General features: G+C 58.8%; 12 protein-coding genes and 4 pseudogenes. 4 read left to right on the top strand and 12 right to left on the bottom strand.

Features of this window, described 5'->3' with window-relative positions:
• Nucleotides 1–530 precede the first annotated feature (530 nt).
• Both nifA and AC0L2P_RS20055 read left to right on the top strand, forming a co-directional pair.
• Nucleotides 531–2,273, top strand: coding sequence for a nif-specific transcriptional activator NifA (gene nifA / locus AC0L2P_RS20060; protein ID WP_473503289.1), 1,743 nt, complete (start codon nucleotides 531–533; stop codon nucleotides 2,271–2,273).
• A 303-nt stretch (nucleotides 2,274–2,576) separates the two neighbouring features.
• A pseudogene (locus AC0L2P_RS20055) lies at nucleotides 2,577–2,667 on the top strand (carboxylating nicotinate-nucleotide diphosphorylase); the annotation flags it as partial.
• Nucleotides 2,668–2,855: 188 nt separating this feature from the next.
• Here AC0L2P_RS20055 and AC0L2P_RS20050 read toward each other — a convergent pair.
• The 6 genes and pseudogenes from AC0L2P_RS20050 to AC0L2P_RS20025 all read right to left on the bottom strand — a co-directional run.
• Nucleotides 2,856–3,041: a hypothetical protein gene (locus AC0L2P_RS20050; protein WP_473503287.1), complete on the bottom strand. Its 186-nt coding sequence runs from the start codon at nucleotides 3,039–3,041 to the stop codon at nucleotides 2,856–2,858.
• A 324-nt stretch (nucleotides 3,042–3,365) separates the two neighbouring features.
• Nucleotides 3,366–3,956, bottom strand: coding sequence for a NodA family N-acyltransferase (locus AC0L2P_RS20045; protein ID WP_473503285.1), 591 nt, complete (start codon nucleotides 3,954–3,956; stop codon nucleotides 3,366–3,368).
• A gap of 485 nt (nucleotides 3,957–4,441) precedes the next feature.
• Nucleotides 4,442–5,179: a 3-oxoacyl-[acyl-carrier-protein] reductase gene (gene fabG, locus AC0L2P_RS20040; protein WP_473503283.1), complete on the bottom strand. Its 738-nt coding sequence runs from the start codon at nucleotides 5,177–5,179 to the stop codon at nucleotides 4,442–4,444.
• A 311-nt stretch (nucleotides 5,180–5,490) separates the two neighbouring features.
• On the bottom strand, nucleotides 5,491–6,699 hold the full coding sequence (locus tag AC0L2P_RS20035) for a beta-ketoacyl-[acyl-carrier-protein] synthase family protein (protein WP_473503281.1): 1,209 nt from the start codon (nucleotides 6,697–6,699) through the stop codon (nucleotides 5,491–5,493).
• On the bottom strand, nucleotides 6,700–6,981 hold the full coding sequence (locus AC0L2P_RS20030) for an acyl carrier protein (protein ID WP_473503279.1): 282 nt from the start codon (nucleotides 6,979–6,981) through the stop codon (nucleotides 6,700–6,702).
• Nucleotides 6,982–7,207: 226 nt separating this feature from the next.
• A pseudogene (locus tag AC0L2P_RS20025) lies at nucleotides 7,208–7,344 on the bottom strand (acyltransferase); the annotation flags it as partial.
• An 88-nt stretch (nucleotides 7,345–7,432) separates the two neighbouring features.
• Between AC0L2P_RS20025 and AC0L2P_RS20020 the strand changes: the two are divergent.
• Nucleotides 7,433–7,768: a hypothetical protein gene (locus tag AC0L2P_RS20020; protein ID WP_473503277.1), complete on the top strand. Its 336-nt coding sequence runs from the start codon at nucleotides 7,433–7,435 to the stop codon at nucleotides 7,766–7,768.
• Nucleotides 7,769–8,037: 269 nt separating this feature from the next.
• Here AC0L2P_RS20020 and AC0L2P_RS20015 read toward each other — a convergent pair.
• The 6 genes and pseudogenes from AC0L2P_RS20015 to queC form a co-directional block, all read right to left on the bottom strand.
• Nucleotides 8,038–8,695 (bottom strand): annotated as a pseudogene (locus AC0L2P_RS20015) (IS5 family transposase); the annotation flags it as partial.
• Between the two features lie 93 nt (nucleotides 8,696–8,788).
• The gene (locus AC0L2P_RS20010; RefSeq protein WP_473503410.1) at nucleotides 8,789–10,024 is read right to left on the bottom strand and encodes a glycosyltransferase family 9 protein; all 1,236 of its coding nucleotides are present in this window, start codon (nucleotides 10,022–10,024) and stop codon (nucleotides 8,789–8,791) included.
• Nucleotides 10,025–10,030: 6 nt separating this feature from the next.
• Nucleotides 10,031–10,547, bottom strand: a pseudogene (locus AC0L2P_RS20005) (cation:dicarboxylate symporter family transporter); the annotation flags it as partial.
• Between the two features lie 588 nt (nucleotides 10,548–11,135).
• Nucleotides 11,136–11,870: a 7-carboxy-7-deazaguanine synthase QueE gene (gene queE / locus AC0L2P_RS20000; protein WP_473503275.1), complete on the bottom strand. Its 735-nt coding sequence runs from the start codon at nucleotides 11,868–11,870 to the stop codon at nucleotides 11,136–11,138.
• Entirely contained in the window at nucleotides 11,867–12,223 is a 357-nt protein-coding gene (gene queD / locus AC0L2P_RS19995) for a 6-carboxytetrahydropterin synthase QueD (RefSeq protein WP_473503273.1), read from the bottom strand. Before queD ends, queE begins: the two co-directional genes overlap by 4 nt.
• Nucleotides 12,223–12,921: a 7-cyano-7-deazaguanine synthase QueC gene (queC, locus tag AC0L2P_RS19990; protein WP_473503271.1), complete on the bottom strand. Its 699-nt coding sequence runs from the start codon at nucleotides 12,919–12,921 to the stop codon at nucleotides 12,223–12,225. The genes queD and queC overlap by 1 nt, the downstream gene beginning before the upstream one ends.
• A gap of 501 nt (nucleotides 12,922–13,422) precedes the next feature.
• Between queC and AC0L2P_RS19985 the strand changes: the two genes are divergently transcribed.
• Nucleotides 13,423–13,812: a hypothetical protein gene (locus tag AC0L2P_RS19985; protein ID WP_473503269.1), complete on the top strand. Its 390-nt coding sequence runs from the start codon at nucleotides 13,423–13,425 to the stop codon at nucleotides 13,810–13,812.
• Nucleotides 13,813–14,906 lie beyond the last annotated feature (1,094 nt).

The raw sequence follows: 14,906 nt of genomic DNA, 5'->3' as shown, positions 1-14,906 counted from the left end.
ATCGATGAAAGAAAAGCAGTGGGAGTTTGGTTGACTCACCTCCCCTATTCCGCTCTCGTTTAACAACGAATGATTGCTGCGCGGCGGAAGCCAGTCAGCCGAGAACGACGACCCGCACTTCACGGAAAAGAAAGGAAAGCCATGCGTCAAGCATCGCTCCGCTTTGCGATCGACCGCATGACGGCGCCCCAACTTGCCAGGGCCGCACTTGCCCGCGGCCCGGGCGTGACTGGCATCGACATTAACGATCATCTCGGCGGCAATCTCATTGCTGGCGAAAAGCCGGCTGCAGACGTCTGTCTCGCTGGCGAATCAATCGTCACGACTATCTTTATCAACGCCTTTTCGTGCTCCAATGAATCCCCGCGTGCCAGGCCGAGGCGAGCAAACTCGTCGATTATGCAGCGGCCCTCGGAGCGAAGACGCCCACGAATGCATGGCGCGAGATGGATGATCACATCTAACACGATACCCGCAACTCCGAGCAAAGTGCCAGGCAGGTCTCGTCACGCTGCATATCGCTTCCAAAAATGAAGAAGCCTAATTCAAAGTGCGAGGCCAATCACGTGGTCCATATAGTGCCGTTGCGCGAGAGGGCGCCAGACATCTTCGAAACATCGAAAGCACTCACCGCCCCCTCTGGGCTCGAAGCCACGTTGGCCAATGTCGTCGATCTCCTGCCATCGTTGGTGCAGGTGCGGCACGGCATCATCTCGCTCTTCGACGGTGCCGGCATACCGGACATGACCGTCGGCGCCGGGTGGAGCGAAGGCAGCGATGAGCACTACCGGAAGCATCTGCCACGGACGGCGATCGACCAGATCATAACGACGGGCATGGCGCTCGCCGCCGAGAACATAGCGGTGGATCCGGCCTTCAACGCCGCCGACAAGGACGTGCTCGGGGCGTCCGACAACGTCAAAGTGTCGTTCATCGGCGTACCCATTCGCGTCGATGCGAACGTCGTGGGCACGCTGACCATCGACCGCATCCTGGACAACAAATCAGCTTCCCTCCTCGATTACGACCTCCGCCTCCTTACCACAATCGCCAATCTGGTTGGACAGACAGTGAAGCTGCATCGCCTGTTCGCGTCCGACCGCGAGCGACTGATGGCTGAGAAAATCCGGTTGCAAACGCAATTCGGCGAGCTCAAACAGCCTGGGCAGGAGCGAAAAAAGGCTCACGTCAAGGGCATCATTGGCGACAGCCCGGCGCTGCGCGGGCTGCTTGAGAAGGTCGCGTTAGTAGCCAGGTCCAACAGCACCGTTTTGCTGCGCGGCGAATCCGGGACCGGCAAGGAGCTGGTCGCCAAGGCCGTTCACGAGCTGTCGGGGCGCGTCAAGCGGCCGTTCATCAAGCTCAATTGCGCAGCGCTCCCTGAGACAGTCCTGGAATCCGAACTGTTCGGTCACGAAAAGGGTGCCTTTACCAGTGCATTCAACTCGCGCAAGGGGCGCTTTGAGCTCGCCGACAAGGGAACGTTGTTTCTGGATGAGATCGGTGAAATTTCGGCCTCGTTCCAGGCAAAGCTGCTGCGCGTGCTGCAGGAGCAGGAGTTCGAGCGCGTCGGCAGCAACCAGACGATTAAGGTCGACGTCCGCGTGATTGCCGCCACGAACAGGAACCTGGAAGACGCTGTTGCAAGGAACGAGTTTCGCGCAGACCTTTATTATCGCATCAGCGTTGTTCCCTTGCTGGTGCCGCCGTTGCGCGAACGGCGCAGTGATATTCCGCTTCTTGCCGCTGAGTTTCTCAAGAATTTCAACAACGAGAACGGCCGTACGCTGGCTTTCGATGCAAGTGCGACTGAAGTTCTGATGAACTGTGCTTTTCCCGGAAATGTCCGCGAGCTTGAAAATTGCGTGCAGCGGACAGCGACCCTGGCAGCGGGAGCGTCAATCGTCAGAAAGGACTTTGACTGCTGTCACGGCCAATGTCTTTCCGCGATGCTATGGAAGAATACATCGAAGGAGACAGCGCCGAAATCGGAGCCAATGGCACCATCGCCACTGAACCCTGCCATGCAATCGTCTGGTGGTTTTGCTTCGCCCGCCGTCGCGGCCCCGTCTGTTGACAGCGAGCAGGCACTATCAGTGCCTGTTGGAGTAGGCCTCGTAGGCGACGCGAAGATGACCGATCGCGAGCGTCTCACCGCGGCCATGGAAAGATCCGGCTGGGTACAAGCAAAGGCAGCGCGCCTGCTTGGGTTGACGCCGCGCCAGATTGGCTACGCGCTGAAGAAATACGGTATCGAGATCAAGTGTCTCTGAACCGGCTGTCGGACTTCCGATGTGTCAGGGCCGTGACATAGCGCACGAAGCGAATAGCTGGGACAAATCAAGCGTCGGTGTGAGGCGGTGCAGCCTTCCTGTCGGCGCTTGCCGCAATCCAGTATCAAGCGACATCCGAAAGTGACCCCTCCGCCCCTCGGCGACACTTAAAACTGCCCCCCTTGGTTGATGGAGTGTGGCTCGGTCCCGGAGTCCACAGGAGGGACCCGCGCGTAGCGGAGCGCCTCCACGCGGCCGGCGGAGCGGAGCGCGGGAGATACCTGTGGGCCCGCGGGTGCCGGCACGGTCGCGGCGATCGCGCCGACCGGGGTGGATCTCATCTCCGTCGGCTGGCTCACCCACAGCGCCCATCCTCGATCTCGGATTGGCTTTTCATGATCTTTGCCTCCGTGTCGATCAGCAGGCCACATACTCGTCTTCCGCATCGGCAGCAGTGCCAACCATCATCGGGAATATGGCCAGCCGAACGGGCGCAAGCAGCATTGAAGTGGGCCTTCGGCAAAGTGTTTCGCGCTGGCGTCAAGCGCTCACCAGCCGTCGAACGCCTGATCCGGTCACATATCAGCGTTCGTCGATCGGGGGTTTGGCAGCAAGGCCGAGCCTGCCTCGTTGGCCATCGGCGCAATTTTCGGCGGGAGACTGTGTCTTGAACCGAAGAACTGTCAGCTTGCCGTCCTCAACAATATGAACGACCCATCCCCCACCGCAACGCTTGACGCGCACGTCATTGAGTTCGCCAGCCACCATTGCTGCCCCTCATTTCGTCGCGTTAAGGTGAGACTGAGAGTCGCTCCCGCACATCGGAAAACACGGGGCCTTACGTAACCTCAATCACCGATTTTAGAATAGCCGATGCCTTTCGATTCAGGGTGACGGCGATTCAGGTCCGGAACGTCCGTGCGCGCGGAACTCGCGCTCGGATCGATTCAGGTGCTCAGATTTTGCATGATAATTCAGCCTTAATCATCCACAGCAAACTTGAATGGGAACGCGTATTCAGTCCGAGAGTAGCTCTGCAAAAACCCGCGACTTTGGTGCCCTCTGCGCGATCACCCGGCACTTCAAGATGTTTCATAGCTCCGGACCGTTCCGAACGATCAGCGTGCCGGATGGCCAATCGCTCATCGAGCGTCCAATCGGCACAACCACGACGAGCACGTCCTCGACGCGCGTGGGCGGCAGGTCGAGACACACATCTGCAAGAGTGGACTGCACGCGAACGCCCGACACAATCGCCGCCAGGCCGTCTCTGCAAAACCTCTCCATATGGTTCCGCATCGCGTGCCGAAAGGTGCCGAAAGCGAATGGCACTCCAAGCTGCCGCAATATTGGATATAAAACGCGCATTGAATGACCGATCCCTTGTCCCTCAAGATCCGCACGCACCCCGTACAACCCCAGATCGGCCACTAGGAGCTCGACCTCGTCAACCTTGATGAAGCGGCGTAGTATACCGATATGAGCCGCTACGCCGTGCGCGTCGTAGCTGATTGCGCGGAGCTCCGGCCTCGCACCGGCCCAGCTACGGCCGCCTTCGAATGGCTCTGAGTTGAAGGCCCCAGTCGATCCGTAGGTCTTTCGGAAAAACTCGGAGAGTTCGACATGGTCGGACTGTTGCAACTCATTTTCCCAGCACAACCTCCACCGCACGTCAGAGCACATGGAAAGACCTCTTCTTTGTTGCTGTTTTGTTGGGGAAGCGCCTACCATAGGGACGCTTGTCGCATCGGGCCGGGTCGATGTAGCTTGCGCAGATCACCGAAGAAACTAGCCGCAAAGAACATGGGACTCCGTTGTGTTCGGAGCACACCGGAAGGCGTACACCAGAAAAATACTACTCGGAGCCAATGCAAACATCGATAATTACCCTTTGGCTTACATCTTTGAAATCTTGCTATGCGACGTTCTGCAGAAGGCAAAATCGTTTGTTTCGATGAATTGCATCCACGCTATGGATAGGAAAAGACATGCGTGTCAAAGAGCTTGATCTAAACCTCCGCCCAAGGCGGCCTTGATCACGAGGCTTGGACCCCCGCCAGTTGCCCGACCGACCCGCTCGTCAGTTGCCAAACCAACCGACTAATATCTGGGTGGGAACCTTCCTCCACTGTTGATACGCGTCATCGGGGCGTACTGAACTTTTCACGCTAAATCATTGCCATACCACCGTTCACATGAACGGTCTGGCCGGTGATGTAGGCGGCCTCGTTCGAGGCCAGGTAGACCACAGCCGAGGCGACTTCCACGCCGGTGCCCATGCGCCTGGCCGGAATGGCGGCCATGATCGCTTCTTTTTGCTTGTCGTTCAGCTTGTCGGTCATGGCCGATTCGATAAAGCCCGGCGCCACGCAGTTAACCGTCACGCCGCGTGTCGCGATCTCCTGCGCCAGCGATTTCGACACGCCGATCATGCCAGCCTTTGAGGCGCAATAGTTCGCCTGGCCGGGATTGCCGGTTACGCCGGACACGGAGGTGATGTTGATGATGCGGCCGTTGCGGCGGCGCATCATCGAATGGGTCAGTTCGCGTGTGAGCCGGAACATGGCGGTCAGGTTGACCTCGAGGACCGCGTCCCAGTCCGCGTCCGACATGCGGATAAAAAGCCCGTCCTTGGTGATGCCGGCATTGTTGACCAGTATGTCGACGCCTTCGAGATCGGCTTCCGCCTTTGCGCCCAGCGCCTTGACCTCGTCGCGGTTCGAGAGGTTCGCCGGAAACAGTCTTGTGCGCCCGCCAAGTTCGGCAGCCAACGCCTCGAGCTTTTCGACACGCGTGCCGTGCAGGCCGACGGTTGCGCCCTGCGCGTGCAGCGCCCGCGCCACGGCCTCGCCGATTCCACCGCTTGCTCCGGTGACGAGCGCCTTGCGGCCGGTCAGATCGAACATTGTTATCGATTTCCCTTTCTAAGGACCGGCTTCGCATGGAAGCGGCCACTGGCGGCCCTGCGTGCCTCCAGACATTGTCGGGTAAAGCTTTGGACAAACCCTCGAGCCGAACCGAAGGGCCTCGCTTAACCTTCCGGGTAGCGGTACGTCCACGCCGCTTCAACAGTTGAGAATTTTGTAAAAACGGGGCCCCGGCTCGACCAGCTTCCGCTGCCACTTGGCGCATTCACCGAGGCGGTCCAAGGCCACGTCCTTCACAATCGTTGCAAGCATTTGAGAGACAGAGTTACTGGAGGCATCTGGCATGGCTTCTACACCTGCTTGAACGCCAGAACTGCGTTCATGCCGCCCATGGCGAAGGCGTTGCTCAGTGCCACGCGCACCTTGCGCTCGCGCGCCACATTGGGCGTGACGTCGAGATCGCAATCGGGGTCTGGCTCGCGATAATTGGCGGTCGGCGGCACGATGCCCTCCTGAATCGCCATTACGCAGGCGATCATTTCAAGTGCGCTCGCCGCGCCGAGGCAATGCGCGTGCATGGACTTGGTGGACGAGACAGACATCGAATAGGCATAGTCTTCGAAGACGCGCTTGATCGCGGCCGTCTCGGTTCGGTCGTTGGCCTTGGTGCCGGTGCCGTGGGCGTTGAGGTAATCCACGTCCTCGGCATTCAGCCCGGCGTCGGCAAGGCAAGCGCGCATCGCGGCCTCCGGCCCCTCGATGGACGGCGCGACGATGTGGAAGGCATCGCCGGAAAGGCCGATGCCTGCAATCTCGGCAAGCATTGTGGCACCGCGCGCCGCGGCATGCTCATAGCTTTCCAGCACGGCCATGCCCGCACCCTCACCTATCACCACTCCCTTCCTGTCGGCGGAGAAGGGCCGGCAAGTATCCGGAGCGAGGGCGCGCATTGCTTCCCATGCCTTCAGCTGAACGCATACGAGTGGCGCTTCGGCGCCTCCGGCAAGCATTACGTCGGCCCGGCCGAGCCTGATCTGATCCGCCGCCAAAGCCATTGCATGGTTGGCTGATGCGCATGCAGACGCGATGGCAAAGACCGGGCCGCGCAGGCCGAGGCTCATGCTGACCTGGCTGGCAGCGGCGCTCGGCAATCCCTTTGGTGCAGCGTAGAGGCCAGTACGCTTCGCGCCGTCCAAATAGAGGGCGCGGTAGGTTTCTTCGACCGTTCCCCAGCCCCAGCCGCAGACGCCCACTGTCGCGCCGAAGCGATACGGATTTCCCTCGTCGCAGGAAATTCCGGCGTGTTGCACGGCTTCGCGCGCTGCAAGCACAGCGAGCAAGCTGAGGCGATCCATGGAGACGAGCTGGTTGCGGCCGATGTCGTGCGTGGGCAGCTCCTTGATCTCGGTACCGACAGTGCCCTTCATCTCATGAAGCTCGGAAGTGACCATCGGGCGGATGGCGGAGCGGCCTTCACGCATCTCTTTCCAGATAGAGGCGGCGTTGTTGCCTAGGCCGCAAAGTCCGCCCATCCCAGTAATGACGACTCGCCTGTCCAATCAGACCTCCTTCGCGAGCAAACCGCGGACGGCTTCCACCATGTCGCCGACATTTTGGAGATTCGACCAGGCGTCGGCCGCGTTCATGTCGATCTTGATGCCGTAGGCCTGCTCCACATCCCAGAGGAGATCCGCCAGACCCAGCGAATCGACTCCGAGCGAGGTCAGTTCCGTGGCAGTCGTTATTTCGCCGATGATGGACGCACTCATTCCCTCGCCGCTCTCCGATTGGAGGCGGTTCTTGATCGTGGCAATGATTTCCGTTGCGAGTTGATCAGCCATTCTGTTCCTTTCCTAATAATGCCTTTTGACGTGGGCGGGGCGCCATGCCTCTGCCAACCGCGTCGCGAAAATTGTCCCTGACCACGCTTGTGCACTCACCAACACCAATTGGATTATAGAGATGGTCTGCGGCGTAGGCGTCGATGACGAAGGACGTTGCCGGCACCCATTTTGCGCCGGCACACCGAGCATTTCGGAAGTGCAAAGTGGACCGCCGTCAAACGTGTCGGCCGCCTTCGAATGGCTTTGCGCTGAAGACCCCAGTCGGTCCATAGGTTTTTCGGAAGAAGCCGGAGAGCTCGAAATGGTCGCCAGCTACAACTCTTTTTCCCAGCAAAACTTCCATCGCACGTCTGAGCTCATGGAAAGATTTTCTCCTTTCGGGCTCTTTTTTCGCAGTCCTCACACGATAGTGGTAGCGGGTGGTCAGTGTGTGTGAGGTGCTGTCGTCATGCGAGATTCCGAAGGATTGATAAAATCGTTTGTTTCGATGAGAGGCATCCACGCTGTGGATAGAGATACATTTCAATGCGATGCAGAAGAGTCTATCACAACGACCACCATGGGGACGCAAAGCGGCCATCCACCCATTTCCCTCCGCCCTTCTATTCCAGCCACCAAGAAACGCCTTTGGGCGTCCGAGAATATGCCGGATGGGCCTACGACCGTTCAGGGCAGCGATATCGACGAGGTCTATGAACGCGTGGTGGAGATGGCGCGGGCAGAAGCCGAAGACAATACGCTGATCGTTCACCTGGATTGCCGTCCGTCGACATATGGATGCTAGGGTTGATCCGATAGATCGCATCAAGAGGCGGCGAGCGTTATACAAATATCGGTGCCATCTAAATTTGAATGAATGTCCGGCCGGGATGATCAGGCCCACGACCGAACGCCCGGCGCGCGCGCCTTCGACAGGCGCGGCCCTCACCAGAATGCCGACCAGCTTGAACACCGGCGCGACGAGCGCCTGAAGCAAAGAAAGGGCAGGCGTGCCCCTCTCTCCGAACATCGCCAGAGCGATGCCGGGAAGGACAGGACCTGGAGAATGTCGGAGCGGGTTGCGACTCGGCGGAACTGCTTGAGCTTGGAGAAGCAGCACTCGACGAGTGTGACGCTGGGCATAGAGGTGCCTGTCGAGCGGATATTTGAGTGAGCGTGATGGGTTGTTGGGTAGGACAGCAACTGCATTCATGGCGGCGATGGCTTGGCGTAACCGGCGATGGCTTGGCGTATAGTCGGCGTCATAGGCGGTATCGGCCATGACCACGTCGGCGGACAGTCTTTCGATCAAGGCTGCGGCTTGCGGCGCCATCGCTCTTTTGCCTGCAGTAAGCGTGAACCGCACAGGGCACCCCAACCGGCGAACGGCCATGTGTATCTTTGGTGCTCAGGCCGCCGCGGGAGCGACCAAGGGCCTGATCTACAGACCCCCTTTTTTGGCCCCAGCCGCATGTTGGTGGGCTCGGACGATGGTGGAATCGATGATTAGATATTCAAAGTCCGGATCATCGGACATCGCCTCGAAGATGCGCCACCAGATATCCTTGCTGCTCCATCGACTGAAGCGGCGGAATACGCTGTTCCAATCGCCGAATACATTGGGAAGACCGCGCCAGGGGGAGCCCGTTCGCACAATCGATAGGACCGCCTCGACGAACATCCCATTATCGCGGCCCGTCGATCCCTTCTGATCAAGACGCCCGATGATCAGCGGCGACGTCCTATCCCACGCCGCGTCACTCGCCCCAAAAGCAGTCTTGAATCATGCTACGGCCCAAAAGGGAGTCTGGAGAGTCCACACGCCCTAAGCTGCCTCCCCGCGCGCGATGTTCGTGCTGGCCGCACCGCCCAGAGCCACAATAAGTTTGTCCTGCCCCTTACAATAATTCATCAAGGCGTCTACCTCGGCAATCACCAGATCGGGCGTGATGTCGAACTTGCAGCGGACTTTGACCGGACAGCGCCGCACTTTGTCCAGACCACATCCGCGACATTCAATAACGCTCATAAGCATGCTGACCAGGGGACCACGAAACCCCCAGATTTCCGGCAGATGTGACGCGGTGAAAATGCCGACAGTAGGGCGGCCAAGCTGGGCAGCGACATGCCCAGTGCCCGAATTGTTCGACACCACGAGTGCGGCCGATTTGACGAGATGATTGAATTCCAATTCTGACAAGTCGACAGCCGTTCGAATGTCCGCGGCTCCACCGTCGCGAGCTATCATCGCGACCTCCTCAAGCGCTTCCCGGCTTTCGTCACGGCCGACGAGGATCACCTCACCGCGGGTAGAAAGAGCAGCGACAAGTTTGCCAAAATTTTCAATCGGCCAATCCCGCAGGCTGGAATTCGAAAACGGAGCCACGACGATCGGGGACTTGCCTTCTGTCGAACTCTGTCGGCGGCCCGCTTCACTTTCGGCGTCGAAATAGGCCCCTGCCTTTGCGACCAGAAAGAGGAGAATTTCCGACACATGCTGAAGACGTACCTGCTTACGGTCAACGAACCAATCAAGCCATCTGCGAGGGACTTTGTCGGCGACCCCTATTTTTTGGGTCAGCTTGTAGAAGATGCTTCTGCGTAATTTCAGATCGAATGGCGCTATCGCAATATCGATCTGATGCGTGGCGTAAGGATCAACTATCGCCGCACGATGCCTCGCGGGGACTTCGAGCAAGATGGGCCTTGTCTCATCCGGAACACGCATATCAATGGCAAGATCAAACTCGCCGGTCAGCAGCGGCCGTATGTCGGCCGCTTTCTTGCGCCTATCGACCTTCGGGTTGCGCGGAAAGAAATCAAAAGCAACGTAATCGTCGGCGAGGTCGAACTGTTTTGCAGTGTCGATGTTCCAGCTTCCAACCACCAGCGTAATGTGGGCATGCGCAAAGCGCTGACGCAGGTCCTTCAGGGGCGCTAGAGACATCCAAAAGTCTCCGACATGATCAAGCTTAAGCGCCAAAATTCTCATCTTGGCGCTTGACTGTTTCTGCTCTTCCCAGCTGCGGTATATAACTTGATTGCCGTCGTGCTTTGTCAAATATCCCATAGCCATTCCGAAGATTATCAGGACCTGGAGAATGTCGCCTTCGGCGAACGCACCAACGATGGTTGAAGGGACGATGTCATCAGGAAGCCGGTCACGAATTGCTCGTGAACCTCGGCGGCACAGCCCTTCACCCCCTGAACATCGAGCGAGGCTGGATCAATGTTGAGGCCGGCACCTGGCTGACGACATTTGCGACAATGAGACCGACAATCGATGCGAGGCTCGAGAAGGTGAGGAAATAATTCATCGCCTTGCCGGCGACCCGGCCGACCTTCTTGAGATCGTTCATGCCGGCGGTGCGGGTCGCAATTGTCAGGAAACTGACAGGCGCGATGATTATCTTCACGAGCTTGATGAAAGCATCACCGAGCGGCCTCAGGCTCTCGCGGACCTCCGGATACAAACAGCCAACTGCGACGCCAACGGCGACTGCGGCAAGCACCTGCACATAAAGCCGGGCAAAATGGGGCTTACCAGGTCCAGCGTTCACGCCGTGGGCTTGTGGAGCTAACACCGTCTCTCTCCCTGAACGGACTGGGGCGGCCTCTTGCTCGTTTCAAGACTTGTCCCTGGCGGCGCTCCGGTCGAACGCTGCTGCCATCTCGGGAGCAAGTGCCGTGCCATTGCGGACTGGTCTGAATGAGCCGTTCAACCCTTGTGAGAGGGACACTCTCCGCTAACTGCACCTGCGTAAAAGAGAGTCGGAGAGTTTGACATCGTCGGCCTGCTGCAACTCATTCCCAGGCCAGTTTGCAGCGCACGTCTGAGCTCATGCAAAGATTTTCCCCTTTCGGGTCCCTTTTCACGCGACAGAGGCAGCGGATGATCGATGCGTGTCCGGTGCAGGGTCAATGCGACATTCCGGAAAGTTGATAAAATCGTTTGTTTCGATGAACCGCATCCACGCCTTGGATAGATGGCTGCCAACGTTGCGTCCACCATGCACCGGAGTGGCAGCCTAGCCGCTCCGGTGTGCGCTCAATTTCGAAGCGTCCAACACCATCTCGGCCTCAAGCACCTCCGCAAGTACCCCGCAGCGCCGCCAGATGGGGCCAACCCGTCGAACCGAAGGTCCGCAGGCGGCATTCCCGCACAGGCGAGACTAGACGCCTCTCTTGTTTCCCCAGAGCATAACGTGCAGCTGCGGCAACACGCGCGCTTCGAACCACCTGTCGTGTGTAACCTTTTCCACAAGCCACTCCATGCGTTTGTTTGTTCCGTCCAGGTCGACAGTTGCGTCTTCATTGCCAGGGCGCGGTGGCGTGTGATTGCCGGGTTGCAGATAGACCGGAAGGCGAGGAAATCGCGCGGCGGCGTCTTTGGCGTAGGCGTAGTCACTCTCGTCGAAAACAACGAGCTTGAGCACGATTTGCGGCTTCTCCTGCGCCGCTTCTATGCACGCCTCGAATGCAGCCCAATCCGTCCTCATCTCGCTTGACGGCGGCTTTGGGCTGAGAACCAGCACGTCAAGATCCGCAAACCAGTCCCTGACCACCGAACCTTGGGTTTCCAGCGCAAAACGGTAGCCTTCACCATGGCCAAGCTCGATCAGCGCACCGAACGGCTGAATGGCCGGATTGCCGCCCGACAGCGACACCATCACTGGCCGGCCACCGGAAAGCCCAACGACGCTTTGCCACACCGTTTCGGTTGGCATCATCTCCCATTTGTGGCGGAATTGGTTGTCCACCGCATGGAGGCTGTCGCACCAGGAACACCGGTAGTCACACCCGCCGGTCCTGATGAAGACTGTAGGCAAACCAATGAGCACTCCCTCGCCCTGGATGGTGGGCCCAAATATCTCGCTCACACGGATTGCGGGACGCGTGTCCGTCACGGCCGGTATTCCGCCCAGGTTTTCGGGGTTTCGCTCACCCGCACGGCCGCGGTTTCCGGCAGACGTGCCTTGCACCATTCATAGAAATGCCTGGCCAAGTATTCCGCGGTGACTTGCTCATGTTCCAGCACTTCGTTGAGGTGCCGATGGTCGAGGCTCTCGTCGATATAGCGTTTGAGCGGCGCCAGATCGTGATAGTCGCGCACGAAGCCGTGCTCGTCCAGGTCGTTCGCCGAAAGCTCCACTTCGACGATGTAGTTATGCCCGTGCAGGCGCGCACACTGATGATCAGGTGGCAAGGAGGTGAGTTGGTGCGAGGCCGAGAAGTGGAATTCCTTGGTGATGCGGAACATCAGGTGCTCCTCCTCCGCAGCGCCTCAAGCCAGAAGTCGGCGTCTTCGTAGTCGGTTGGATCAGTGTGCCCCGCGAGATTAAACGCCTCGCGCCGCTCCACGCAGGTCCCGCACCGTCCGCAGTGACGCTCGCCGCCTTTGTAACACGACCAGGTCTCCGCAAATGGGGTTCCGTGTCTTGCTCCATCCCCGACGATGTCGCCCTTCGTGAGGTTGACGTAAGGTGTATAAAGGCGAATCTCCGCGTAGCCGTCGAGCGCGCAGTCTTGCATCATCTGGAAAGCTTCGATGAAGGCCGGACGGCAATCTGGATAGATGAAATGGTCCCCACCATGTACGGCCATCGCCACCGCTTCGGCCTTGTGCGCGGCGGCGAGACCGAAGGCAATTGCCAACATGATGGCGTTCCGGTTCGGCACCACCGTGATCTTCATCGTGTCTTCGGCGTAGTGTCCGTCCGGCACGTCGACATTATCGGTCAGCGCTGAGCCGGAAAGGCCGCGGCCGATTTCGGGGATGTTGATGATCTGGTGCATAGTGTTCAGTCGCTCCGCGCAGAGAGCGGCGAAGCCCAATTCTTTCCTGTGCCGTTGGCCGTAATCGAAAGACAGCAGGCCGGCGAGCTCGTGCTCCGCTGCCACGCTGTGAGCAAGGGAAACGGAGTCCAATCCGCCAGAGCAGATGACGAGAGTCTTCATTGTGGTATCCTTGTTTTGACCGGGTAAGGCTGCGACCGGAGATTTCTCTGCGCTCCCCCTACCCCAGCGAGTCTACTTTGTGAACCCGGTGGGAGTCTGATGCGCTGACGTGCCGTGATGCAGCAGGATCCCGACAGCGGGGCTGAGCCTCGTTCGTGGATGTCCAAGCCCAAGCATATGCTCAGAAGGACAGATGCGAAGCGACCTCGCGGGACGGCTAGGAAAGCCGACCTTCGAACTCTGGGTTCGAGAGCGGACTTGAATAAGCCACCCGCGAATTGGCGAAGCAACGAGGAAGGAAAGGAGTTCGTCAACGGCGATAGTGCAAAGCCCAAGTCCAAGGACAGTGCGCGCGCCCCGCTTCAGCATTAGTTCGAAGTGAAACACGAATCGGTCGGTGGCCGAGCTATCAAACCAGCTAAGGATTGGTCGTGAGCCGACACCTGTGAACAAGCCGCGTGCGTCGTTGCAATCACCCTGACATTGCGCGCAATAGCCTACATGGCGTTGGATGAACTGGATTTGGCGATTTTCCAGATGGCGGTCGAAAGCGTCCGCTCACTCTCCCTAAGCTTCAACCAAAAAGCCGCAGAGATAGCCACGAGGAGCCAGGGTGTCCTGGTTTTCGACGTGCGGGTCGATGGTGACTCGGAGGTCCAGCGGATCGCAGGCATCCGATATCGAGGCGACCAGACGGGCGTGGTCGCGTTAGACAGACAAGGCCTTGTCACCCGCTCTTGTATGGTCAATGGCACTTTCTCACATTTCCTTTCGCCGTTGGAGAACTGGACCAGCATGCCCCTCTCAATGCAGGCCAAGATCGACGTCATCATCCATGCCGGTCTCTTCCTAGGCGCCTTGCGAAAGGCGGGTCATATGCTTGGCAGCTAGTATATGACCTGGATGCATCTGTGGATTTTTACATCCGCCTGGGCGTCCGAGCAGCTGGCATCGAGGCTCTGTAGCGCGCGGATGTGTCACGACCAGGAAGAGCGCGACGATCACGTTCCGGCGCACGAGCCGCGCTTCCCGGTGACCTACTTCACGTTACAGGGGTTGGCGCGAAAATGTTCCGCCGGTGCGACTGCTTGGCGGTTAGTTGCGCGCCAGCCGGAAAGCGCAATCGGCGTCCGCCCGAACTCTGCACAGAGACACGCCTCAACGCGCGTGCCGCCGCTTTAGAGCGGCGCGTTGATTATCGAGCTGGAGCTCGAGCGCTCGCGGAACTCCTCGGGGCAAGGCCGGCGCTTCGGCGCCATCGCTGTCGCTGCCCTGTCGTCTAAACTCGACAGATCAGCGATGATAGCTTGGGAGAATCATGCGCTTGTCGGTGGTTCCGTTCTTTCATTCATCCTGTCGCCAGCGGAACACCAATTCAGTTGATTCGTACGCGACCTGCTCCCCGACAGACCCAACGGGCAACGAGTCTTCCTCTGTCAGGCCGCGTCCAATATGTCCGCCTCAAATATTCCCACGGGTAGGGACAGCGATTTCGCGATCCGATCTCGATAACCCTTGTGGTATCTCAGACCGGACTCAATATTCAGGATTTCCTCAGCGGCTAGCCCGCACGCCACCGCCAAGTCCTCGACGGAATATCCGAGGTGCTCACGGTAAGCACGGATGATGTGGGTTCCCTCCAACATAGCCGTCAAGACTGGCTCGGGAATGCGCGAATCTTTCATATACCACCTCGAAGGAGAGCAAAGGCGCCTGACAGCTCGGGAGAGTTCCTCCTGAGTTGGCGCTCGTAGCTAGTCGAATAAATGGACGTCAATTCGACCGGTTCGGTCTCGTCCATGGGCAACCTGACTGGCGGCCGGGCCGGTATATGGCGGTTGAACTGGTTCTGATCAAGTCCGAAGAACCTGCCTGCCTAAAATGGCCTGATAGGGTGTACCGTACCAGTCGCTGCCCGGCGGCTGCCCATCGCCGAACTTCTTGAGCAGGAACTCGATGCTTGCTGAGCGCTGGATCCATGGCCG

It is taken from the genome of Mesorhizobium sp. WSM4836 (assembly GCF_055811815.1).
The sequence above is the reverse complement of the archived record's forward strand: the minus strand, read 5'-3'. Positions and strand labels throughout refer to the sequence as shown.

What these genes read in the sequence shown, in the direction of transcription:
- queD (WP_473503273.1), bottom strand. Translation starts at nt 12,223, where the DNA reads ATGTTCCGCATCACCAAGGAATTCCACTTCTCGGCCTCGCACCAACTC.
- AC0L2P_RS20045 (WP_473503285.1), bottom strand. Translation starts at nt 3,956, where the DNA reads ATGTGCTCTGACGTGCGGTGGAGGTTGTGCTGGGAAAATGAGTTGCAA.
- AC0L2P_RS19985 (WP_473503269.1), top strand. Translation starts at nt 13,423, where the DNA reads ATGGCGTTGGATGAACTGGATTTGGCGATTTTCCAGATGGCGGTCGAA.
- AC0L2P_RS20050 (WP_473503287.1), bottom strand. Translation starts at nt 3,041, where the DNA reads ATGGTGGCTGGCGAACTCAATGACGTGCGCGTCAAGCGTTGCGGTGGG.
- AC0L2P_RS20030 (WP_473503279.1), bottom strand. Translation starts at nt 6,981, where the DNA reads ATGGCTGATCAACTCGCAACGGAAATCATTGCCACGATCAAGAACCGC.
- AC0L2P_RS20020 (WP_473503277.1), top strand. Translation starts at nt 7,433, where the DNA reads ATGCGAGATTCCGAAGGATTGATAAAATCGTTTGTTTCGATGAGAGGC.
- nifA (WP_473503289.1), top strand. Translation starts at nt 531, where the DNA reads ATGAAGAAGCCTAATTCAAAGTGCGAGGCCAATCACGTGGTCCATATA.
- fabG (WP_473503283.1), bottom strand. Translation starts at nt 5,179, where the DNA reads ATGTTCGATCTGACCGGCCGCAAGGCGCTCGTCACCGGAGCAAGCGGT.
- queC (WP_473503271.1), bottom strand. Translation starts at nt 12,921, where the DNA reads ATGAAGACTCTCGTCATCTGCTCTGGCGGATTGGACTCCGTTTCCCTT.